This is a genomic window from Sulfuritalea sp. (assembly GCF_031426875.1).
Lineage (GTDB): Bacteria > Pseudomonadota > Gammaproteobacteria > Burkholderiales > Rhodocyclaceae > Sulfuritalea.
The window spans coordinates 73,975-96,292 of sequence record NZ_JASJPC010000034.1; the positions used below are offsets into that span (position 1 = coordinate 73,975).

The window sequence follows — 22,318 nt, forward strand, 5'->3', positions numbered from 1 at the left end:
TCATGTGCCAACTGCTCGGCATGAACGGCAACACGCCGACCGACATCTGCTTTTCCTTCGAGGGCTTCCGTACCCGCGGCGGGCTCACCGATGTGCATAAGGACGGCTGGGGCATCGCTTTTTTTGAAGGCCCGGGTTGCCGCGTTTTTCTCGACGTCGAACCTTCGGCGCAGTCGGCCGTGGCCGAGCTGGTGCGCCACTATCCGATCCATTCGAAGAACGTCATCGCCCACATCCGCAAGGCAACCCAGGGCCGCGTCGCACTGGAGAACACGCATCCCTTCCAGCGCGAACTGTGGGGCCGCTACTGGCTGTTTGCCCACAACGGCAACCTCAAGGACTTCGCGCCTAGCCTCGACGGCAGCTTCGTCCCTGTTGGCGACACCGATTCCGAACTGGCCTTCTGCTTCCTGCTGCAACGTCTGCGCAGCGAGTTCGGCCATGCCATGCCGCTACGCAAGCCGATGTTCGAATTCCTCGCCGGCATCACGCGCGAAATCTCCGTCCACGGCGAGTTCAATTTCCTGCTCAGCAACGGCAACTGCCTGTATGCCCACTGCGCCACCAAGCTGGCCTACGTCGTGCGCCAGGCGCCCTTCGCCGTTGCCCACCTGAAGGACCAGGACGTCAGCATCGATTTCAGCGAAGTGACCAATCCCGACGACCGCGTCGCCGTGATCGCCACGCTGCCGCTGACCGACAACGAAACCTGGACCGCCATGGAACCCGGCACCCTGATGGTGTTCCACAGCGGCGTGCCGGCGGCAACGGCGCGCACCGCATGAAATCCGTCGCCGGGCACACGGCCCGCAAGCGGTTCGGCCAGAACTTCCTGGTGTCCGACGGCGTGATCCGCAAGATCGTCGAGGCCATCGCGCCGCGCGCCGGCGACACGGTGGTCGAAATCGGGCCGGGGCTGGGCGCCCTAACCGAACCGCTGCTGGAGCGCATCGACCATCTGCACGTGGTCGAGATCGACCGCGACCTCATCGCACGCCTGCGGCAGCGCTTTCCGCCCGAGCGCCTGACGATCCACCAGGGCGACGCGCTCGAATTCGACTTCGGCACACTGAAGGCAGCGGGACCGCTGAAAATCGTCGGCAACCTGCCCTACAACATTTCCAGCCCGCTGCTGTTCCACCTGGTGCCGTTCGCGCCGCTGGTCTATGACATGCACTTCATGCTGCAGAAGGAAGTGGTCGATCGCATGGTGGCCGAGCCCGGCAGCAAGGATTTCGGCCGCCTGTCGGTGATGCTGCAATACCGCTACCACATGGAGCGCCTGTTCATCGTGCCGCCCGGCGCCTTCAATCCGCCGCCGAAGGTCGACTCGGCCATCGTGCGCATGATTCCGGTCGACTTTTCAAGAGTCGGCGCTGGCTCGCTCTGCGTACCTGGAATTCCGCTTCGCGGGCAGGTAACGGCGACCGATCCGGCGTTGTTCGCCAAAGTGGTCACCGCGGCCTTCTCGCAGCGGCGCAAGATGCTGCGCAACACGTTGCGCGAATTCATCAGCGAGGCCGATCTCGCCGCGCTGGGCATCACGCCGACGGCCCGCGCCGAGGACATCGCCGTGGCCGACTACGTGCGCCTCGCCAATACGCTGGCCGACCTTGCCCGCCGCTGAGTCACGTCCTCGAATAGTCGTCGTCATCGGCGGCGGCCCGGCCGGCCTCATGGCCGCCGAAGTGTTGAGCAACGCCGGCATGCGTGTCGATGTCTTCGACGCCATGCCCTCGGTGGCGCGCAAGTTCCTGCTGGCCGGCCGCGGCGGCCTCAACCTGACGCACGCGGAAGCACCGGAGCCATTCGTCGCGCGCTATGGTGCGCGCCGCGCGGAAGTCGGCCGCTGGCTCGCCGAGTTCGGCCCGCAGCAACTGCGCGACTGGGCCCACGCCCTCGGCATCGAAACCTTCGTCGGCAGTTCCGGCCGCGTCTTTCCCCAGGAAATGAAGGCCGCGCCGCTGCTGCGCGCCTGGCTGCACCGGCTGCGCGGCGCAGGCGTGAGCTTCCATGCGCGCCATCACTGGCTGGGCTGGGATGGCGACGGCAGCTTGCGCTTCGCCACGCCGGCCGGCGAATTGAAAGTTGGCGCTGACGCCACGGTGCTGGCGCTGGGTGGCGGCAGTTGGGCGCGCCTGGGTTCGGACGGCGCCTGGGTGCCACTGTTGGCGACGCGCGGTGTCGAGGTGCAAACGCTGCGACCCGCCAACTGCGGCTTCAATGTGGCCTGGAGCGAGCATCTGCGCCTGCGCTTTGCCGGCACGCCGGTAAAGACCGTCAGCGCCAGCTTCATCGCTCAGGACGGATCGGTGAATAGGCAGGATGGCGAATTCCTGATCACGCAGCACGGCGTCGAGGGCAGCCTGATCTATGCATTGTCGGCGTTGCTGCGCGACTGCATCGAAGCCAGCGGCGGCGCCGTGCTGCATCTCGACCTTGCCCCGGGGCGCGACCTGGCGCGCCTGACCCGGAACCTGGCGCAGCCGCGCGGCCGCGATTCGCTGTCCAATCACCTGCGTCGCCGCGCCGGCATAGCCGGCGTCAAGGCCGCGCTGCTGCACGAGTCTGCCGCGCCGGACGATCTCGCCACACCGGAACGGCTCGCGGCCCTGATCAAGTCGCTGCCCTTGCGCCTCACATCACCGCGTCCGCTCGACGAAGCGATCAGCAGCGCCGGCGGTGTCGATTTCGCCGCGCTCGACGGGAACCTGATGCTCAAGGCGCTGCCGGGAACGTTCTGCGCCGGGGAAATGCTCGACTGGGAAGCCCCGACCGGCGGCTACCTGCTGACCGCCTGTTTTGCCAGCGGCCGCGCCGCGGCGCAGGGCCTGTTGCGCTGGCTGGACGGGGCGAAAAACGCAGACGCGCGAAAATGCGCAGACCCACTGTGACACCCGGCTGTTCGTCGGCAACCCGATGTTTCGTGCCCTAGTACGCAGACATGTTGAAACCGATGGATGTAGGAGCGAGCTTGCTCGCGACAACGGCTGATCGCGAGCAAGCTCGCTCCTACAGGGAGTGCGCCTTTTCCTTGTTGACTGACTACTAGCTCTCATCGCCACATTCCTGGCCTGGGCGTCCTCTGCCGGCGCCCAAACACGTCCGCCCGAAGGCAGCGAATTCCAGCTTTTTTGCCAGGCGCGCCAGGCGCGCGAAGAGGCGCGAAGAGATCAGGCCTGCTTCTTTACCGCGCAGGTGCTGAAACCGAATATCGCATAGGGAGGGCACCAGCCGATCGCACCGGTAGCCAGGGGAACCACGCCGATCCACGCCCACACCGGACCGCCCATGGCAGCCCAGCCAATCAGTCCGAGACCCGCAGCAATACGCAGTACGCGGTCGATGCCGCCGACGTTCAGTTTCATGGTGTTCTCCTTAGGGGTTATGCAACAGTAAGCGAATTACACCAGTTCCGTCGGCGCCTGACTGTAACCTAAGTCACAGAGGCTGTCCGGCGCAGGCCTGCGGCGTCGAGCACTTCCACCTGCTCGCGGCCGAGCCGCACCAGGCCCTGCTCGGCAAAGCCCTTCAACAGCCGGCTGACCATTTCGCGCACGCTGCCGAGTTCGTCGGCCAACTGCTGATGCGTGGCATACACCACGCGGCCCTTGCCCAGCAGCAGGGCCGCCAGGCGCTGGTCGAGTTTGCGGAAAGCGACCTCTTCCACCAGTTGCATCAGGTCGGCTATACGCACGGAAAAGAGCGAGAAGACAAAATCGCGAAATACCGCCTCGGCCATCATTTCGTCGAACAAGGGACGCGGCAGCAAGGCCAGTGTGGTCGCTCCTTCGCTGACACCGCGCGCGTTGTAGTCGGCGTGGCCGAGCAGGCAACTCGAGCTGATGATGCAACTTTCGCCCGCCAGCACCCGATACAGCGGCAATTCGCGGCCGCTGGCGCTGAGCTTGACGACGCGGATCGCTCCGTCGAGCACGAAAGGAAAACCGCGGCAGGGCTGGTGTTCGTCGAAAACCGTGGTGCCGGACGGAACAGACAGGGTCTGCATGGCGTCGACTATGCGCTGCAACAGACCGGCAGGCAGTTGCGCCAGTACTGGATAGAGTGCAACCAGTTGCGCAGGATTCATGGCGGTGAAAGTTCCAGCGTTGCCGCCACGGGCGCATGATCGGAAGGCCGCTCCAGCTTGCGCGGCGCCTTGTCGATGGTACAGGCGCTGCAGGCGGCGGCGAGCGGTGGCGAGACCAGGATATGGTCGATGCGCAGGCCGCGATTGAGCCTGAAGCCCATCTGCCGGTAATCCCACCACGAGTAGAGCTTCTCCGGCTGCTCGAAGAGGCGGAAGGCGTCCGCCAGGCCGAGATCGAGAAAAGCCCGGAATGCGGCGCGCTCGGGCTCGCTGCACAGAATCTGATCCTTCCAGGCCGCCGGATCATGCACGTCGCGATCTTCCGGCGCGATGTTGTAGTCGCCGAGCAAGGCCAATTGCGGAAAGCGCTGCAACTCCTCGCGCAGGTAAGCCGTCAGCGCAGCCAGCCAGCGCAGCTTGTACTGGTATTTGTCGGAACCGACTTCCTGGCCGTTGGGAATGTAGGCACAGACCACGCGCAGGCCATTCACGGTGGCGGCGAGCACGCGTTTTTGCTCGTCGGCGAAGCCGGGAATATCGAGGCGGATGTCGTGCAAGGTGCCGCGCGCCAGGATGGCGACGCCGTTGTAGGTCTTCTGCCCGTTGTGTGCGGAGTGATAGCCGGCGGCTTCCAGTTCGGCATAGGGGAAGACCTTGTCCTCCATCTTGGTTTCCTGCAGGCAGAGCACGTCGGCCTGGGTCGCCGCGAGCCAGTCGAGCACGTGCGGCAGGCGCACCTTGAGCGAATTCACATTCCAGGTCGCGATCTTCATGCCGCGATGATACCCGAGCAGACGCACTGTCTATAATCAGAACGTAGCTTACGCAAGTCCGTCAAGCGGAGGTAGGCCATGTTCGATTCGCCGATTGAACCCTGTCCGGTCTGCGGCCAATTGGTGTTGCTGGACCAAACCCGGGTCGAGTGCGCCCGCGAGCACGGTTGCCCGGTCGGGACGCCATGCCCGCTGCAGAATTATTTCACCGGTATCGATTTCGGAGTCGCCGTGGACAAGGAGGCGTTGCGTGACAAAGGCTACTGAACGTCGCAATTTCTGGCGTGCCGTGTTTCATTCACCGGTACGCCTCGTCACGCAAGACGGCGACGCTTACGCCCGACTGCTGGATATATCGCTGAAGGGGGCGCTGCTCGAAACCGGCAATGCCTGGCAGGGCAAGGCAGACGAGGAATGCAAACTGAGCCTTGACCTCGCGCCGGATACCACCATCACCATGTTGACCAAGGTGGTGCATGTGGAAGGGCCGCACGTCGGCCTGCGCTGCATCAGCATCGATCTCGACAGCATCACCCACCTGCGCCGCCTGGTGGAACTCAACAGCGGCGATCCGGCAATTCTCGATCGGGAAATCGGCAGTCTGGTCAGAGCGACTTGACGCGGCGCCGGCGCCGCGTCAAGTTGGCGCTGGCTCGCTCTGCGTACCTGGGATTCCGCTTCGCGGGCAGGTAACGGCGATTGAGGCCGCCGATTCAGGCGGCTGCGGCCATCCCGTTGTGCCGCAACAAGGCATCGGGTTGCGGCTCACGGCCGCGGAAAGCCCTGAAGGATTCGAGCGCCGGCCGCGAACCGCCGACCGACAGGATCTCGCGCCAGAAACGCTCGCCGGTCGCCGCATCGAGCGTGCTGCCACTGGTCCTGGCCGCCTCTTCGAAAGCCTCGTAGGCATCGGCGGAGAGTACCTCGGCCCATTTGTAGCTGTAGTATCCGGCCGCATAGCCACCGCCGAAAATGTGCGAAAAACTGTGCGGAAAGCGGTTCCACTCGGGCAGCACCAGCACCGCCACTTCGCGGCGCACCTCAGCCAGCAAATCCATGAAGCTGCGGTTGCCGCCGGGCACGAACTCGCTGTGCAGCAGCAGGTCGAACAGGCCGAATTCGACCTGGCGCAGGATCTGCAAGCCGCTCTGGAAATTCTTCGCGGCGATCATCTTGTCGTAAAGCGCGCGCGGCAAAGGCGCTCCGGTTTCGGCGTGCGCCGTCATGCCGGAGAGCACGTCCCATTCCCAGCAGAAGTTTTCCATGAACTGGCTCGGCAGTTCGACGGCATCCCATTCGACGCCGTGTATGCCCGATACCGGCAGTTCGTCCACCTGCGTCAGCAGGTGATGCAGGCCGTGGCCGCATTCATGGAACAGGGTGATCACGTCGTCGTGGCTGAAGGTGGCGAATTTGTCTCCGACCGGAGCCGGAAAGTTGCAGTTGAGGTAGGCCACCGGCGTCTGCACGCCGCTGGCAACGCGGCGGCGGGTGATCGCATCGTCCATCCAGGCGCCGCCGCGCTTGGTTTCGCGCGCATAGAGGTCGAGATAGAACTGGCCGATGAGCTTGCCGTCGCGCTCGATGCGGAAGAAGCGCACGGCCGGATGCCAGGCCGCTGCGGCATCGGGAGCCAGTTTGACGGCGAACAGCGACTCGATGACGCGGAACAGCCCGGCCAGCACCTGGGGCTCGGGAAAGTACTGCTTCACTTCGTCGTCGGAGAAACTGTAGCGCTGCTGCTTGAGTTTTTCCGCGGCCCAGGCCAGATCCCAGCTTTCCAGCGTGTCCATGCCGAGTTCCAGCCGGGCGAAATCCCGCAGCTCGGCGATGTCGCGCTCGGCAAAGGGGCGGGCCTTTCTCGCCATGTCGCGCTGGAAGGCGGCCACCTGCGCCGGCGTGTCGGCCATCTTGGTGGCCAGCGAGACCTCGGCGAAGCTGGCGTAGCCGAGCATCGTCGCTTCTTCGTGGCGCAGCGCGAGCAGGCGCTCGATCAGCGGACCGTTGTTCCAGCCCTCCGGGCCGAACTCGGACGCACGCGTGGCAGATGCGCGATACATGCGTGCGCGCAACTCGCGGTTGTCGCAGAACTGCAGCACCGGCATGTAGGACGGCGCATGCAGAGTGAATTTCCACCCCTGCCTGCCGTCCTTTTCAGCGGCGGCCCGCGCCGCCGACTTCGCATCCTCGGGCAGGCCGGAGAGCTGGGCCTCATCGGTGATCCACTCGCTGTGCGCGTTGGTCGCATCCAGCAGGTTCTCGGAAAACTTCGCACCCAGCGCCGACAGCTCTTCCTGGATTTCCTTGAAGCGCGGCTTGCGGTCTTCGGGCAGTTCGGCGCCCGACAACCGGAAATCGCGCAACTCGTTCTCGATGATGCGGCGCCGGGCCGGCGACAGCGTGGGGAACTCCGGCCCGGCGGCGAGCAGCTTGAACTTGGCGAACAGGGCCAGATCCTGCCCAAGATCGGCGTAGAAACTCGACACCTCGGGCAGCATGGCGTTGTAGGCCTCGCGCCAGGGCGGCACGTCATTGACCGAATGCAAATGGCCGACGATGCCCCAGGCGCGCGACAGGCGCTCGCCGGCATCGAGCATCGGCTGCTCGAAGGCATCCCAGCTTGCGGCAGTTCCCGGATCGATCAGGCGCTCGATCAAGGCACGGTTTTCGTCCAGCAACTGGCGGATGGCGGGGGTGACGTGTTCGGGCTGAACAGCATCGAAGCGGGGCAGGCCGCTGAAATCGAGCAAGGGATTCATGGTTTTGAGGTGGGGGCAGAAAACGGGGCTTCAATGCCCCATCAAGTCTCTTCGACGAGGTCTTTGTAGGCGTGATAACTGGCGTGGCCGAGCCAGGGCATGACCAGGATCATCCCTACCAGGGCCGTGGCGAAACCGAGACCCGTCAGCAGCATGATGATCAGCGCCCACAAAGCCAGCGGCAGCGGATTCGCGGCCACCGCGTTGAGGCTGGTCAACAGCGCGCAAAGCAGATCGCAGCGGCGGTCGACCAGCATCGGCATCGAAACCACGCTGAGGGCGAATACCAGGGCGGCAAGGACACCGCCGGCACCGAGGTAGATAAAGAACATCAGGTAGTGCTGTGGGTTGATCAGCACCTCGATCATCATGTCCAGCGGCGCCAGGGCCGGGCCCTTGTAGTACACCGCCACGATCGCCGCCGAAACTACCTGCCACACCGTGCCGGCCAGCATCGACAGCAGGCCGAAGCTGACCAGCGCCGATGGATTGCGCCGCCAGGCCCGCATCGAATCGAACAGCGTGGCAGGCTCGCCGGCCAGATAGCGGCGCGAAAGCTCATAGAGTCCGGCGGCAAGCATCGGTGCCACCAGCAGAAAGCCGGTGATGGCGGCGCCGAACAGGTAGGGCAGGCTCGCCGTCACGCCGAGGATCACGGCACCGGTCACGGCCACCGCGACGCCGTAGAACAGGCTGGCCGCGGGCTGCCGCCAGAGGTCTGCCCAGCCGCGCTGCAACCATGTAAATGGCGTGGTTATATCGATCTGGCGTACCTGGGGAAGCCTTATGTTCCCGGCGGAGTCGGGGCCGCTACCCCCTGCGGGCGGCGCTGGCGGGACGGCGACGGAGTGATTCATCGGCCAAACGCGGTCGTCGAATTCAGATCGTCCGCGTGCCAGTCAGGCGGGTCAGCGCTTCGAGATAGTTGGCCGCGGTCTTGGCTACGATGTCCTGCGGCAGCTTCGGTCCCGGCGCCTGCTTGTTCCAGTCCAGGGTTTCCAGGTAATCGCGGACGAACTGCTTGTCGAAGCTGGGTGGGCTGATGCCCACCTTGTATTGGTCGGCCGGCCAGAAGCGCGAGGAATCGGGCGTCAGCACTTCGTCGATCAGGTACAGTCGGCCGTCGGCATCCTGACCGAATTCGAACTTGGTGTCGGCGATGATGATGCCGACCACGCGCGCATAGGCGGCCGCCTCGCGGTACAGGCGCAGCGTGGTGTCCCTGACCGTCTTCGCCAGTTCGGCGCCGATCAGCTTCTCGACTGCCGCATAGTCGATGTTCTCGTCATGGTCGCCCATCTCGGCCTTGGTCGCCGGAGTGAATATGGCGGCGGGCAGTTGCTGGGCCATTTGCAGGCCGGGCGGCAGCGCAATGCCGCATACGGCGCCGGTGGCCTGGTAATCCTTCCAGCCCGAGCCGATCAGATAGCCGCGCGCCACGGCTTCGATCGGCAGCGGCTTGAGGCGCTTGACCACCAGGGCGCGCCCGCGCACCTGGATTCGCTCCGCCTCATCGGCCACCACGGTTTCGGGATCGATGCCGGTCAGCTGGTTGGGCACCACATGCGCCAGCTTGCCGAACCAGAAATTGGCCATGGCAGTGAGCACCGCACCCTTGCCCGGAATCGGGTCGGGCAGGATTACGTCGAAGGCCGAAAGGCGGTCGGTAGTGACGATCAGCAGCCGGTCCTCGCCGACGGCATAGATGTCGCGCACCTTGCCGCGGCCAAGCAGCGGCAGGCTCTTGATGGTCGATTCGAACAGCGGCGGAGTCGTGATGGGCATGAAGATGCTCGAAAAAAGGATTTATTCGCGAACGTAGGCTTTGCCGCGATTCTCGTCGGCATCTTCGCGATAGGGATAGCGTACATGGCCGTAGCGGATCGCCAGCACGGCGACCGTCAGCAGGAATATCGCAGCCGTGACCGCCAGCATGCGCCACTCGCTCATGTCCTTGAGGTCGAGGATCAGGTAGCGCGCCAGCGCCACCATGCCGATGTAGAGCGGAAAGCGCACCGGCAATTGCCCGGACCTGAAATACTGGCCGATCATGGCCAGCACCTCGAGGTAGAGGAACATCAGCAGCAGGTCGGCCAGCGCGACCCGGTGCGACTCGATCATCACCACCGCCTCCTGGTACATGGCGACGGTGGTGGCGAAGGCAATCACCAGCAGACCGGCATACTCGACCAGGTCGAGACCACTGCTGAAGAATTTGCGCAGCCGATCGAAGGTGTGGGATTGGATGTTCATGCCAGAAAAGGAAAGGCCGCCCGAGTGGGGCGGCCCCTTAATTTACCGCAAATCGCCGCTCACTTCACGATCGCGTTGAGTTCGCCCTTCTTGTAGCGCTCGGCCATCTTTTCCATTGAAATCGCCTTGATCTTGCTGGCCTGGCCGGCGCAGCCGAAGGCCGTGTAGCGGGCAATGCAGATTTCCTTCATCGCCTTGCGCGCGGCCGCCAGGTATTTGCGCGGATCGAAGTCCTTGGTGTTCTCCGCCAGGTACTTGCGCACCGCGCCCGTGGAGGCCATGCGCAGGTCGGTGTCGATGTTGATCTTGCGCACGCCGTGCTTGATGCCCTCGACGATCTCAGAGACCGGCACGCCATAGGTTTCGCCCATGGTGCCGCCGTACTGGTTGATGATCTTGAGCCAGTCCTGCGGCACCGAGGAAGAACCGTGCATCACCAGATGGGTATTCGGGATGCGGGCGTGGATTTCCTTGATGCGGTCGATGCGCAACACGGCGCCGGTGGGCGGCCGGGTGAATTTGTAGGCGCCGTGCGAGGTGCCGATGGCGATCGCCAGGGCGTCGACGCCGGTAGCCTTGACGAATTCGGCGGCTTCGTTGGGATCGGTCAGCAACTGGTCGTGCGACAGCGCGCCTTCTGCGCCGTGGCCGTCTTCCTTCTCGCCCATGCCGGTTTCCAGCGAGCCCAGGCAACCCAGTTCGCCCTCGACCGACACGCCGATGGCGTGGGCGATATCGACCACATGGCGGCTCACGCGCGCGTTGTACTCGAAGCTGGCCGGGGTCTTGGCATCTTCCATCAGCGAGCCGTCCATCATCACGCTGGAGAAGCCGGAGCGCATCGACTGGATGCAGATCGCCGGGCTGGCGCCGTGATCCTGGTGCATCACGATCGGGATGTCGGGATGGGTCTCGATCGCGGCCTCGATCAGGTGGCGCAAATAGGGCTCGCCGGCATACTTGCGGGCGCCGGCCGAGCCCTGCATGATCACCGGGCTGTTGGTTTCCTCGGCGGCTTCCATGATGGCCTGGATCTGCTCCAGATTATTGACGTTGAAGGCCGGCAGGCCGTAACCGTTTTCGGCGGCGTGGTCGAGCAGTTGACGCATGGAAACCAGGGGCATGGCAATCTCCTAAGTATGAATTTACTGTGACTCGTTTTACGGCTTATTGGTTCGAGCGATGCTCGCCCACTTTGACGATCTTCATGGTGTTGGTGCCGCCCGGCTTGCCGATCGGCTCGCCGATGGTCAGCACGATCAGATCGCCGACTTCGACGGCGCCGGCGGCTATCAGGGCTTCCTCCGCATCGAGCAGCACCTGGTCGCGATCCTGGCCGCTCTGCCGCATCATGACCGGAAACACGCCCTTGAAGATGCTGACCTTGTAGCGTGTCCGCACTTCCTGGGTCAGGGCATAGATCGGGATGCCCGTATTGAGGCGCGACATCCACAGCGCGGTCGAGCCTGACTCGGTCAGCGAGGCGATGGCCTTGACCTTCAGGTGATGCGCGGCGAACAGCGCGGCCATGGCGATCGACTGATCGATGCGGGTGAATACGCGATGCAGGAAATGCGTGTCGAGCGGGAAGTCGGAGGATTTTTCGGCTTCGACGCAAATGCGCGCCATGGCCTCGACGGTCTGCACCGGATAGTCGCCGGTCGCGGTTTCCGCCGAGAGCATCACCGCATCGGTGCCGTCGAGCACGGCATTGGCCACGTCCGACACTTCGGCACGGGTCGGCACCGGGCTGTGGATCATCGACTCCATCATCTGCGTCGCGGTGATGACGAATTTATTGAACTCGCGCGCGGTGCGGATGATGCGCTTTTGCAGGGCCGGCACGGCCGCGTCGCCGACTTCGACCGCCAGGTCGCCGCGCGCGACCATGACGCCGTCGGTGGCTTCAAGGATGTTGTTGAGGTTCTCGATCGCCTCGACGCGCTCGATCTTGGCCACCAGCAGCGCATTCGAGCCGGCCGCCGTCAGCAGCGCTCGCGCCAGACGCATGTCGTCGCCCGACTTGGGAAAGGACACCGCCACATAGTCGGTGCCGATGCTGGCCGCGGTGCGGATGTCCTCCATGTCCTTGGCGGTCAGGGCGGGCGCCGTGAGCCCGCCGCCCTGTTTGTTGATGCCCTTGTTGTTGGAGAGTTCGCCGTCGTGGCGGTTGCGGCAAAGGATTTCCTTGCCCTGAACCTTCAGCACGTCGAACACGGTGCGTCCGTCATCGAGCAACAACACGTCGCCGGCTCGTACGTCCTTGACCAGATCCGGATAGTCGAGCCCCACCCGTCCCTCGTCACCCAGGGTGCAGGCGGCATCGAGGATGAATTCCTGGTTGGCCTTGATCTGCACCGGACCGGCGGCAAACTTGCCGATCCGGATCTTGGGTCCCTGCAGGTCCGCCATGACGCCCACGGTACGTCCGGCGTCATGCGCCGCGGCCCGCAAGGCATCGACACGCTGACGATGGTCGTCTGCTGTGCCATGGGAAAAGTTGATGCGGACTACATCCACTCCGGCAGCCACCAGCGCCAGCATGCGCTCCGGGCTGCTCGACGCAGGACCAAGCGTGGCAACGATCTTGGTCGAGCGCTGAAGCGAAGCCGTCATCCAGCCGCCCGTTGTTCGAGCATCTCGACCGCCGGCAATTTCTTGCCTTCGAGGAACTCGAGGAAGGCACCGCCGGCGGTCGAGATGTAGGACACCTTGTCGTAGATGTCGTACTTCTGGATCGCGGCGATCGTGTCGCCGCCGCCGGCGAGCGTGAAGGCCTTGGTATTGGCGATGGCCATGGCAATGGCCTTGGTACCCTCACCGAACTGGTCGAATTCGAAGACGCCTACCGGGCCGTTCCACACCACGGTACCGGCCTTCATGATGATATCGACCAATTCCTGCGCCGACTTCGGGCCGATGTCGAAAATCATGTCGTCGTCACTCACGGCGCCGGCATCCTTTTGCACCGCCGGCTCGGCGGCATCGAACTTCTTGCCGCAGACCACGTCGACCGCGATCGGAATCGTCGCGCCGCGCGCCGTCATCTTCTTCATCAGCGCCTGTGCCGTGGGCACCAGGTCATCCTCGCACAGCGACTTGCCGACGTTCCGGCCGGAAGCCTTGAGGAAGGTGTTGGCGATGCCGCCGCCGACCACCATCTGGTCGACTTTTTCGGACAGCGCTTCGAGCACGGTCAGTTTGGTCGACACCTTGGAGCCGCCGACGATGGCCACCATCGGCCGCGCCGGGGTTGCCAGTGCCTTGGTCAGCGCTTCGAGTTCCTCGGCCACCAGCAGGCCGGCGCAGGCCGCCGGCGCGAACTCCGCCACGCCGTAAGTCGATGCCTCGGCGCGGTGCGCGGTACCGAAGGCGTCCATGACGAACAGATCGCAAAGCGCGGCGTACTTCCTTGCCGTCGCTTCGACGTTCTTCTTCTCGCCCTTGTTGAAGCGGCAGTTTTCCAGCAGCACGACTTCGCCGGTCGCAACTTCGAAACCACCGTCGACCCAGTCGCGGATCACGCGCACCGGCTTGCCCAGCTTATTGGCCATGACGTCGGCGACCGGCTTGAGCGAGTTTTCCTCGGCATAGACGCCCTCCTCGGGACGACCGAGGTGCGAGGTCACCATGACCCTGGCGCCGGCCTTGAGGCACAACTCAATGGTCGGCATCGAGGCGGTGATGCGCGCGTCCGAGGTGACCTTGCCGTCCTTGACCGGCACGTTGAGGTCGGCGCGGATGAAGACGCGCTTGCCGGCCAGGTTGAAATCAGACAGACGCTTGAACGTCATTGCGAGTCTCCCTGGCCCCTTACTTCGCGACGTGCTTGACGAAGCGCAGCATGTTGCAGGTGTAGCCATACTCGTTGTCGTACCACGAGACGACCTTGACGAAGGTGCTGTCGAGCGCAATGCCGGCTTCGGCATCGAAAATCGAGGGCATCGAGCAACCACGGAAATCAGTGGCGACGACCTTCTCTTCGGTGTAGCCCAGCACGCCCTTCATGGCGCCCTGCGAGGCGGCCTTCATGGCGGCGCAGATGTCGGCGTAGGAGGCTTCCTTGCTCAGTTCCACGGTCAAGTCGACCACGGACACATCGGAGGTCGGGACTCGGAAGGCCATGCCGGTCAGCTTCTTGTTGAGTTCGGGAATCACCACGCCGACGGCCTTGGCCGCGCCGGTGGAGGACGGGATGATGTTCTCGAGGATACCGCGGCCGCCGCGCCAGTCCTTGTTCGACGGGCCGTCGACGGTCTTCTGCGTCGCCGTGGCGGCATGCACCGTGGTCATCAGGCCACGCTTGATACCCCAGTTGTCGTTGAGCACCTTGGCCACCGGGGCCAGGCAGTTGGTGGTGCAGGAAGCGGCGGAGACGATCTTCTCGCCGGCATACTTGGCATGGTTCACGCCGAAGACGAACATCGGGGTATCGTCCTTGGAAGGCGCGGACTGCACCACCTTCCTGGCGCCCGCAGCGATGTGCTTCTCGCAGCTTTCCTTGGTCAGGAACAGGCCGGTGGACTCGATCACCAGGTCGGCGCCGATTTCGTTCCACTTCAGTTCGGCCGGATCCTTGACCGCCGTCAGGCGAATCTTCTTGCCATTGACGATCAGGTTGCTGCCGTCGACGACGATGTCGCCCTTGAAGTTGCCATGCACCGAGTCGTACTTGAGCATGTAGGCCAGGTAGTCGGGCTCCAGCAGGTCATTGATGCCGACGATCTCGATGTCCGAGAATTCGGCCTCCTTGGCGACGGCGCGAAACACCATGCGGCCGATGCGACCGAAACCGTTGATACCGACTTTGATAGCCATTTGGATACTCTCCTGGTAGTGATTTAAATGAATTGCTCGACGGTCTTCACCACATTCGCCACGGTGAAGCCGAATTCCTTGAACAGCTGGCCGGCCGGGGCCGACTCGCCGAAACGATCGAGGCCGATGACCGCACCCTGCCCCGCGTCGGCGGCGCCGACATACTTGTGCCAGCCGTCGGTGACGCCGGCTTCGATGGCGACGCGCGGCACGCCCTTGGGCAGCACGGACTCGCGATAGGCGGCATCCTGACGGTCGAAAATGCTGGTGCAGGGCATGGATACCACGCGTACCGGAATCTCGGCTTCCATCGCCGCCTGTGCCTTGAGCGCGATTTCCACTTCGGAGCCGGTGGCGATGATGACCGCCTTGGCCTTGCCGTTCTTCGCCTCGGAAATGACATAGCCGCCGCGCGCGATGCTGGCGATGGTCGCCGCGTCGCGCGGCACGAAGGGCAGGTTCTGGCGCGACAGGCACAGGGAAGTCGGGCCGGTCAGTTTTTCCACCGCAGAAGTCCAGGCCACCATGGTTTCCACCGTGTCGCAGGGGCGCCAGACGTCCATGTTGGGAATCATGCGCAGCGTCGCGGTCTGTTCCACCGGCTGGTGGGTCGGGCCGTCCTCGCCGAGGCCGATCGAGTCGTGGGTGAACACGTAGATCACGCGCTGCTTCATCAGCGCTGCCATGCGCAGGGCGTTGCGGGCGTATTCGGAGAACATCAGGAAGGTGCCGCCGAAGGGCAGCACGCCGCCGTGCAGGGCCATGCCGTTCATGATCGCCGCCATGCCGAATTCGCGCACGCCGTAGGAAATGTAGTTGCCAGGCGTTTTGCCGGAGACGGCCTTGCAGCCGGTCCAGTTGGTCAGGTTGGAGCCGGTCAGGTCGGCCGAGCCGCCGAGGAACTCGGGCAGCGCCGGCGCCAGGGCGTTGATGGCGATCTGTGAGGCCTTGCGCGTGGCGACGGTTTCGGCCTTGGCGTTGACCGCCTCGATGGCCTTCCTGGCATGTTCGGCCCAGTTGGCGGGCAGTGCATTGGACATGCGGCGCTTGAATTCGGCAGCTTCGGTGGGGAAGGCCTTGGCATAAACCTCGAACTTGCGGTTCCATTCGGTCTCGCGCTCGGCGCCCTTCTGCTTGGCATCCCAGCCGGCATAGACCTCCTGCGGAATCTCGAAGGCTGCGTGCGGCCAGCCCAGATGGGCGCGGGCCGCAGCAATTTCCGCGTCGCCCAGCGGCGCGCCATGCACGTCGTGGCTGCCCTGCTTGTTCGGTGCGCCCATGCCGATCACCGTCTTGCAGCAAATCAGGGTGGGGCGCGTGGTGTCTTCCTTGGCCTCGCGGACCGCCGCATCGATGGCGGCCGGATCATGGCCATCGACGTTGCGGATCACCTGCCAGCCGTAGGCATGGAAACGCTCCGGCGTGTTGTCGGTAAACCAGCCTTCGACGTGGCCGTCGATCGAGATGCCGTTGTCGTCCCAGAAGGCGACCAGCTTGCCCAGGCCCCAGGTTCCCGCCAGCGAGCAGGCTTCGTGCGAGATGCCTTCCATCAGGCAGCCGTCGCCGAGGAAGACGTAGGTGCGGTGATCGACGATCTCGTGACCGGGCCGGTTGAACTCGTTGGCCAGCAGCTTTTCCGTCATCGCCATGCCCACGGCATTGGTGATGCCCTGTCCGAGCGGACCGGTGGTGGTCTCGACGCCGGCCGTATAGCCGTATTCGGGGTGGCCCGGGGTCTTGCTGTGCAACTGGCGGAATTGCTTGAGGTCGTCGATCGACAGGTCGTAGCCGGTCAGGTGCAGCAGCGAGTAGAGCAGCATGGAACCGTGACCGTTGGACAGCACGAAGCGGTCGCGATCGGCCCAGTGCGGATTGCGCGGATTGTGGCGCAGATGGCGGTTCCAAACCACCTCGGCGATTTCCGCCATGCCCATGGGGGCGCCGGGGTGTCCCGAATTGGCCTTTTGCACTCCGTCCATGGCGAGGGCGCGGACGGCGTTGGAGAGAACCGAGCCCACGGAGGCGGCGGCAGGTGCGGAGACGATCGACAGATTTGTCATGGCGGCATCACTAGATTGGTTGACGGGATGAGTTCCGTCCGGGTAGCCCGGTATTATCGGCGAAACCGGGCGGATCGCGCTAGGTAGACAGCTAGGTGCTTGATTCGCTGACGGTCATGCCCGTTTGCGATTTTCCATCAAGCGCAGAATCAGGGGCGTGAAGATCAGCTGCATCGCCAGTTCCATCTTGCCGCCGGGCACCACGATGATGTTCGGCCGCGACATGAAGGAACCCGCCACCATCGACAGCAGGTAGGGGAAATCGATGCCTTTCGGGTTGGCGAAGCGAATCACCACGAAGCTCTCGTCGGCCGTCGGAATATCGCGGGCGATGAAGGGATTCGAGGTATCGACGGTCGGCACCCGCTGGAAGTTGATGTGGGTGCGCGAGAACTGCGGTGTGATGTAATTGACGTAGTCGGGCATGCGGCGCAACACGGTATCCACCACCGCCTCGGTCGAATAGCCGCGCTGATGCTTGTCGCGCTGGAGCTTCTGGATCCACTCCAGGTTGATGATCGGCACCACGCCGACCAGCAGGTCGGCCTGCTGGGCGACATTGACCTTGTCGGTGACCGCCGCGCCGTGCAGGCCCTCGTAGAACATCAGGTCGGTGTCTCCGGGAATGTTTTCCCAGGGGGTGAATTCACCCGACTGCTGGCCATACGGCGCCGCCTCTTCGGCATTGTGCAAGTACTTGCGCACCTTGCCCATGCCGGTTTCGCCATAGGTCTTGAACAGACCCGCCAGTTCCTCGAGCAGATTGGCTTCCGGACCGAAATGGCTGAAATGATTGTTGCCCTGCAGGCGCGCGTCCTCCATCGCCACTTTCATGGCCTTGCGGTCGTAGCGATGAAAGGAATCGCCCTCGACGATGGCTGCCTTGAAGCCTTCACGGCGAAACACCAGATCGAAGGATTTGGTGACCGTGGACGTGCCGGCGCCGGATGATCCGGTGATGGCAACAATGGGATGCTTGACCGACATGCGAGCCTCCTGGTTTATTGGGTCCTGAACAACGAGCGCGTGGAAAACAGCGGTGACTTCAAGGTATCCGGCTCCTTGCCGCGGGCATACTCGTCATGATAGAGGGTAAGGCGCTCGACTTCGTTCTTCGAACCGAAGACCAGCGGCACGCGCTGGTGCAGGTCCGTCGGCGCCAGGTCCATCACCCGCTCGCGGCCGGTGGTCGCTGCGCCGCCGGCCTGCTCGATCATGAAGGAGATCGGATTCGCTTCATACATCAGGCGCAAACGGCCCGACTTGGAGGGATCCCTGCTGTCCTTCGGATACATGAAAATGCCGCCGCGGGTAAGGATGCGGAAGGTTTCCGCCACCAGCGAGGCCACCCAGCGCATGTTGAAATCCTTGCCGCGGGGGCCCGTCTTGCCGGCCAGGCACTCTTCCACATAACGCTTCACCGGAGGTTCCCAGAATCGCTCGTTCGATGCGTTGATGGCGAACTCGTGGGCGTCGGCCGGAATGCGCATCCGTGGATGGGTGAGGATGAAGGCGCCGATATCGCGGTCCAGCGTGAAGCCGTCGACGCCGTCGCCGGTGGTCAGCACCAGCATGGTCGCCGGCCCGTAGAGCGCAAGACCGGCGCAGACCTGCTCGGTACCCGGCTGCAGGAAATCTTCAAGACTGGCATGGTTGCCGGGGTTCGGCGCGCGCAGGATCGAAAAGATGCTGCCCACCGTCAGATTGACGTCGATGTTGGAACTGCCGTCGAGCGGATCGAAGACCAGCAGATACTTGCCGCGCCGGCAATGATCGGGAATCTTGTAGACGTCTTCCATTTCCTCGGAAGCCATGCCGCTGAGATAGCCGGTCCATTCGTTTTCCTGCAGCATGACTTCGTTGCTGATGACGTCGAGCTTCTTCTGCACTTCGCCCTGGACGTTGACCATTGCCCCGTCCTCGCCGGCATTGCCCAGGGCTCCCACCAGGGCGCCCTTGTTCACCTGGTTGGAGATGACCTTGATGGCCGTGGCCAGCGAATTGAGCAGGCCGGAGAACTCTCCAGAGGCACCCGGATGCTTGTGTTCCGCCTCGATGGTGTAACGCGTCAATGTGATGCGCTTCTGGTGCATGAGCCCCACTCCTAAAGTTTTGTCGAAGTATCCGCAACCCGCTACCGGCCCGCGTATCCCCGCTTGCTTAGCGGCCAATGTAATCGTATCGATCTATAAGCACCATTCACTTTTTCTTATCCTTCAAATAAGCCCGCTATTTTCCCGCAGACATCGCGGGAGAGCCCGCGGCGATAGCCTCTAGCGCGTCAGCTCCAGATACAGGCTGGGCAGCGTCTCGGGCAGGCGCTCGATGCGGTCGAGCACGCGCCAGCGCTTGCCGAAGATATCGCGCACATAGTCGTCGGCCCGCGGATCGAGGCTCAAACAGAAAGTCGTGACGCCCTTCGCCGCCAGTTCCTCGACGGCCTTGCGGGCATCGGCGCGCAAATGGCCGGGCTCGCTGACGTCGATGTCCGCCGGCTCGCCGTCGGTCAGCAGCAGCAGGATCTTCTTGTCGGCCTGGCGATGCGACAAATAGTGGCCGGCATGACGCAAGGCCGCGCCCATGCGCGTCGAGAATCCCGCTTCCATCGCCGCCAGCCGCGCCTTGACCGTGTCGTCCCAGCGCTCCGAGAAACCCTTGATGTGCTGGTAGCGCACCTCGTGCCGGGTGTTGGAATGGAAGCCGGCGATGGCATAGGGATCGCCGAGGCAATCGATGGCCCAGGCCAGCAGCGAAACGGCTTCCTGGCTCAGTTCGAGAACCGTCTGCCCGCTCGCCGTGCCGCCAGCGCCAACTCTCTCATTGAGCGATGCCGACAGATCGAGCAGTAGCAGGACCTCTATGTTGCGGCCGTCGCTACGGTGGCTCATGTTGATGCGTGGATCGGGAGTGGCGCCGCTCTTGAAATCGATCAGCGAGCCGACCGCGACGTCGAGGTCGAGCTCGCTGCCCTCCTCCTGATAGCGGATGCGTACCTTGTCCTGCGGCTTGAGCAGATCGAGCAGGCGCTTGAGCTGCTTGGCCAGCGCGGCATGCTTGGCCAGCAGGCGGTCGATCTCGGCGGGACTGCCGCTGGCATGCATGGCTTCATAGACGCTGACCCAGTCCGGCCGGTAGGTCTGGCTCGCGCCGTCCCATTCGGGGTAGCGGCGCGGCGGCAGGCCGTGCAATTCTTCGCCGGGTTCCAGCTTGCGCTCCTCGTCGAAGGCCTCTTCCTCGTCGCCTTGCTCGATGAATTTCCACAACTGGCGATTGTCGTCGCGGTAGTCGATGACCGTGTCGTCGAAATGTATCCTGGCGAGCTGGTCGCTCTGGCGGCGGGTCCGGGTGACATAGGCCAGCGCCAGCGTGGCGCTTTCCGCGGTGCTGGATTCACGGCCAGCCAGCATTTGATGGAAGCACCGGACGAAATCGAGCAGCACCGGTTCGCCGTAGCCGTGGCCGGGATCGAGCAGGGCACGCGAGAGCATCGCCAGGCGGTGGCGCAGGCAGGAGGTGGTTTCCGGATCGCAGGCATCTTCCAGCGGCTTTGGATGCAGGGCCAGAAAGATGCGGGAGAGGCCCGGATATTCGCGCATCAGCAGGGTTTCGACGCGGCAGTCCTCGAAGAACTCAACCGCCATGCGCTGGAAGGGACTCCAGTTGTCGGCGATCTGCGCCTGGCTCCAGCGGCGATGGCCGACCATGTGCGCCAGCACGGCGCGATAGCGGTCGAGGCCGCTGACTTCGCCATCGGGGCCGCGAACGTCGTCGAACACGTCGGGCACGCGCATGCCCAGATGGTCGTAGTAGGGCACGGGCTTGCGCAACTCGCCGCTCGTCAATTGCGCGGTCGAATACGGCACCAGTTGTTCGCTGTCGCGCCACAGCGCGCGCAGATACAGATCGAGTTGCCGTTCCACGTCGGCGAACAGCGTGCCGTGGCGTTCACGCTGCAGCACGGCATGGCTGTCGGCCGACTGCAGGCTGAAATAGTCGACCTGGCGCTCCGGGTGATTGGCGTAATTGCGAATGCCGTACTCGGTCCAGTTCCGCAAGCCGGTGGTCGACAACAGGCCGAGCAGGCGCGGCGCCTGCGCGAAGAACTCGGGCAGGGCGGGACTGGGGAAGGTGGTGTGGTGGCCGTGGATCGATCCCGAGGTACGCGCCATCAAGTCCTGTGAGATGTCCAGGTAGATGCGCAGCTGATCGGCGGACGGCAGGCGCCGCGCGACCGCCGCCAGCGTCTGCAGGAAGGGCGTGATGGCCTTGCTGTTGGGCGACTGCTGCATGGCGCGAATGGCGCTCATGACCGGCGGCAGCAGGCCTTGCTGATCGACTCCGGCGGCGGCGGCCACCGCCGGCCATTCTTCGAGAAAAGCCAGCAGCGGCTCAGGCCCGCGACCGAGCTTGCCGATGTAGCGCGCTGCCTCGATGAACGCCTCCATCTGCGGCTTGCTGAAGCTGCTCAGCGCTTCGTACAGACACTCCTCGAAGACATCGGCCACGGGTGCGAAGCCACAGTCGAGCGCCTGCCACCAGGCCTGCGCCTGGGGATGCGCCATCTGCCGCTGGCGCGCGTCGGTGACGGGGCGAAATCCGGTCGCCATGGTTCGCTGCTGATTGAATGGGCTCTTGTCGCGCCGTGTCGCCATCCGCTACGGCGAGGAGAGCGTTTCTTGCTCGACCGCCTTGTAGCGCAGGGGTTTCATCAGCGCCAGCTCTTCAGGCGAAGACTGCGTCGATGGCGTGATCGAGCGTGGCGCGGATGTCGGCGTCGTCGGTGATCGGCCGCACCATCGCCATGCGGCAGGCATCGGTCGGCGCCACGCCGCGCCGGATCAGCGTCGCCGCGTAGACGATCAGCCGCGTCGAGATGCCTTCTTCGAGGCCATGGCCCTTGAGGTTGCGCGCCACCTGGCCGATCTTGACCAACTGACTGGCAACGGCTTCCTCGATCCCGGTTTCCCTGGCGACGATGCGGGCTTCCAGGCTCGCCTCCGGATAGTCGAAATCGAAGGCCGTGAAGCGCTGCTTGGTCGACTGCTTGAGATCCTTCATCAGGCTCTGATAGCCGGGGTTGTAGGAGATGACGAGCTGGAAATCGGCATGCGCCTCGATCAGCTCGCCCTTCTTGTCCAGCGGCAGCATGCGGCGATGGTCGGTCAGCGGATGGATCACCACCGTGGTGTCCTGGCGCGCCTCGACGATCTCGTCGAGATAGCAGATCGCACCGATGCGCGCGGCCGTGGTCAGCGGGCCGTCGAGCCAGCGCGTGCCGCTGGCATCGAGCAGGTAGCGTCCGACCAGGTCGGACGCCGTCATGTCCTCGTTGCAGGCCACGGTGATCAGCGGCTTGCCCAGCTTCCAGGCCATGTATTCGACAAAGCGCGACTTGCCGCAACCGGTGGGGCCTTTCACCATCACCGGCAGCCGCGCGGCGTAGGCCGCCGCGTAGAGATCGACCTCGCGGCCTTGCGGCGCGTAAAACGGTTCGACCCGAATCGAGTAGGCGCCGTTCATTTCAAATTCGCCTTATCCACAGATTGCGCAGATTGACGCAGATGA

General features: G+C 64.0%; 21 protein-coding genes. 5 read left to right on the forward strand and 16 right to left on the reverse strand.

What is annotated here, in order from left to right; all coding sequences use genetic code 11:
- The first annotated feature begins 2 nt into the window (after positions 1–2).
- The 3 genes from RMO95_RS15870 to RMO95_RS15880 are packed head-to-tail and all read left to right on the forward strand — an operon-like array spanning position 3 to position 2,894.
- Positions 3–785: a class II glutamine amidotransferase gene (locus RMO95_RS15870; RefSeq protein ID WP_310451618.1), complete on the forward strand. Its 783-nt coding sequence runs from the start codon at positions 3–5 to the stop codon at positions 783–785.
- A complete protein-coding gene (rsmA, locus tag RMO95_RS15875; RefSeq protein WP_310451619.1) occupies positions 782–1,627 on the forward strand; it encodes a 16S rRNA (adenine(1518)-N(6)/adenine(1519)-N(6))-dimethyltransferase RsmA in 846 nt (281 codons plus the stop codon). Before RMO95_RS15870 ends, rsmA begins: the two co-directional genes overlap by 4 nt.
- A 49-nt stretch (positions 1,628–1,676) precedes the next feature.
- Positions 1,677–2,894, forward strand: a complete 1,218-nt coding sequence (locus RMO95_RS15880; protein WP_409574967.1) for a TIGR03862 family flavoprotein — start codon at positions 1,677–1,679, stop codon at positions 2,892–2,894.
- Positions 2,895–3,173: 279 nt separating this feature from the next.
- On the opposite strand, the gene RMO95_RS15885 is transcribed toward RMO95_RS15880, so the two are convergent.
- The 3 genes from RMO95_RS15885 to xth form a co-directional block, all read right to left on the reverse strand.
- Positions 3,174–3,368 (reverse strand): DUF2892 domain-containing protein, encoded by a 195-nt coding sequence (locus tag RMO95_RS15885; RefSeq protein ID WP_310451621.1) that lies wholly within the window; start codon positions 3,366–3,368, stop codon positions 3,174–3,176.
- 68 nt (positions 3,369–3,436) lie between these two features.
- Positions 3,437–4,090: a Crp/Fnr family transcriptional regulator gene (locus tag RMO95_RS15890; RefSeq protein WP_310451622.1), complete on the reverse strand. Its 654-nt coding sequence runs from the start codon at positions 4,088–4,090 to the stop codon at positions 3,437–3,439.
- Positions 4,087–4,863: an exodeoxyribonuclease III gene (gene xth / locus RMO95_RS15895; protein ID WP_310451623.1), complete on the reverse strand. Its 777-nt coding sequence runs from the start codon at positions 4,861–4,863 to the stop codon at positions 4,087–4,089. The genes RMO95_RS15890 and xth overlap by 4 nt, the downstream gene beginning before the upstream one ends.
- A 78-nt stretch (positions 4,864–4,941) precedes the next feature.
- Here xth and RMO95_RS15900 point away from each other — a divergent pair, with 78 nt between their 5' ends.
- Together RMO95_RS15900 and RMO95_RS15905 are read left to right on the forward strand one after the other, a co-directional pair.
- Positions 4,942–5,130, forward strand: coding sequence for a hypothetical protein (locus RMO95_RS15900; RefSeq protein WP_310451624.1), 189 nt, complete (start codon positions 4,942–4,944; stop codon positions 5,128–5,130).
- Positions 5,114–5,482: a PilZ domain-containing protein gene (locus RMO95_RS15905; protein ID WP_310451625.1), complete on the forward strand. Its 369-nt coding sequence runs from the start codon at positions 5,114–5,116 to the stop codon at positions 5,480–5,482. Before RMO95_RS15900 ends, RMO95_RS15905 begins: the two co-directional genes overlap by 17 nt.
- 94 nt (positions 5,483–5,576) lie before the next feature.
- Here RMO95_RS15905 and RMO95_RS15910 read toward each other — a convergent pair whose 3' ends face one another.
- From RMO95_RS15910 to RMO95_RS15970, 13 genes are all read right to left on the reverse strand, one after another.
- Complete coding sequence (locus RMO95_RS15910; protein WP_310451626.1) at positions 5,577–7,622, reverse strand: M3 family metallopeptidase; 2,046 nt, start codon at positions 7,620–7,622, stop codon at positions 5,577–5,579.
- A 41-nt stretch (positions 7,623–7,663) separates the two neighbouring features.
- A complete protein-coding gene (locus RMO95_RS15915) occupies positions 7,664–8,359 on the reverse strand; it encodes a DUF2189 domain-containing protein (protein WP_310451627.1) in 696 nt (231 codons plus the stop codon).
- A gap of 142 nt (positions 8,360–8,501) precedes the next feature.
- Positions 8,502–9,407 (reverse strand): phosphoribosylaminoimidazolesuccinocarboxamide synthase, encoded by a 906-nt coding sequence (locus RMO95_RS15920; protein WP_310451628.1) that lies wholly within the window; start codon positions 9,405–9,407, stop codon positions 8,502–8,504.
- Between the two features lie 21 nt (positions 9,408–9,428).
- Positions 9,429–9,875: a phosphate-starvation-inducible PsiE family protein gene (locus RMO95_RS15925; RefSeq protein WP_310451629.1), complete on the reverse strand. Its 447-nt coding sequence runs from the start codon at positions 9,873–9,875 to the stop codon at positions 9,429–9,431.
- A gap of 59 nt (positions 9,876–9,934) precedes the next feature.
- Positions 9,935–10,999, reverse strand: coding sequence for a class II fructose-bisphosphate aldolase (gene fba, locus RMO95_RS15930; RefSeq protein ID WP_310451630.1), 1,065 nt, complete (start codon positions 10,997–10,999; stop codon positions 9,935–9,937).
- 43 nt (positions 11,000–11,042) lie between these two features.
- Positions 11,043–12,491 (reverse strand): pyruvate kinase, encoded by a 1,449-nt coding sequence (gene pyk / locus RMO95_RS15935; RefSeq protein ID WP_310451631.1) that lies wholly within the window; start codon positions 12,489–12,491, stop codon positions 11,043–11,045.
- A complete protein-coding gene (locus tag RMO95_RS15940; RefSeq protein WP_310451632.1) occupies positions 12,488–13,669 on the reverse strand; it encodes a phosphoglycerate kinase in 1,182 nt (393 codons plus the stop codon). Before RMO95_RS15940 ends, pyk begins: the two co-directional genes overlap by 4 nt.
- A gap of 19 nt (positions 13,670–13,688) precedes the next feature.
- A complete protein-coding gene (gene gap / locus RMO95_RS15945) occupies positions 13,689–14,693 on the reverse strand; it encodes a type I glyceraldehyde-3-phosphate dehydrogenase (protein WP_310451633.1) in 1,005 nt (334 codons plus the stop codon).
- A 23-nt stretch (positions 14,694–14,716) separates the two neighbouring features.
- Positions 14,717–16,753, reverse strand: a complete 2,037-nt coding sequence (tkt, locus tag RMO95_RS15950) for a transketolase (RefSeq protein ID WP_310451634.1) — start codon at positions 16,751–16,753, stop codon at positions 14,717–14,719.
- 114 nt (positions 16,754–16,867) lie between these two features.
- A complete protein-coding gene (locus RMO95_RS15955; protein ID WP_310451635.1) occupies positions 16,868–17,740 on the reverse strand; it encodes a phosphoribulokinase in 873 nt (290 codons plus the stop codon).
- 14 nt (positions 17,741–17,754) lie between these two features.
- Positions 17,755–18,846, reverse strand: coding sequence for a class 1 fructose-bisphosphatase (locus RMO95_RS15960; protein ID WP_310451636.1), 1,092 nt, complete (start codon positions 18,844–18,846; stop codon positions 17,755–17,757).
- Between the two features lie 180 nt (positions 18,847–19,026).
- Positions 19,027–21,360, reverse strand: a complete 2,334-nt coding sequence (locus RMO95_RS15965; RefSeq protein WP_310451637.1) for a VWA domain-containing protein — start codon at positions 21,358–21,360, stop codon at positions 19,027–19,029.
- 115 nt (positions 21,361–21,475) lie between these two features.
- The gene (locus tag RMO95_RS15970; RefSeq protein WP_310451638.1) at positions 21,476–22,273 is read right to left on the reverse strand and encodes a CbbQ/NirQ/NorQ/GpvN family protein; all 798 of its coding nucleotides are present in this window, start codon (positions 22,271–22,273) and stop codon (positions 21,476–21,478) included.
- Positions 22,274–22,318 lie beyond the last annotated feature (45 nt).